General features: G+C 55.3%; 1 protein-coding gene. It reads right to left on the bottom strand.

Annotated features, from left to right (window positions below; translation table 11 throughout):
* The coding region (locus FDX22_RS31005) for an ABC transporter transmembrane domain-containing protein (RefSeq protein ID WP_255432903.1) at positions 1–266 on the bottom strand (266 nt) is incomplete at both ends.

Raw genomic sequence — 266 nt, 5'->3', positions numbered from 1 at the left:
CATTATCGCCATCACCGGCATTGGGAGTAGCGCGATAAGCGTCAGCTCCCAACTGATTTGCGTAGACATCACGATCAACACCGCGCACCCCATGACCAGCGAGTCCACCAGCGTCAATACACCTTCGCCAGCCGCAAACACCACCCGATCAACATCGTTAGTTGCACGCGCCATCAGATCGCCGGTGCGATGACGCAGATAAAATTCAGGATGCTGGCGGCTCAACTGGCGGTAATAGTCTTCGCGTAGTTCAACTGCCAGTTGGT

The organism is Citrobacter sp. TBCS-14 (genome assembly GCF_005280805.1).
GTDB classification, from domain to species: Bacteria; Pseudomonadota; Gammaproteobacteria; order Enterobacterales; family Enterobacteriaceae; genus Citrobacter; species Citrobacter gillenii.
This window is presented reverse-complemented; position numbering and strand designations above follow the sequence as displayed.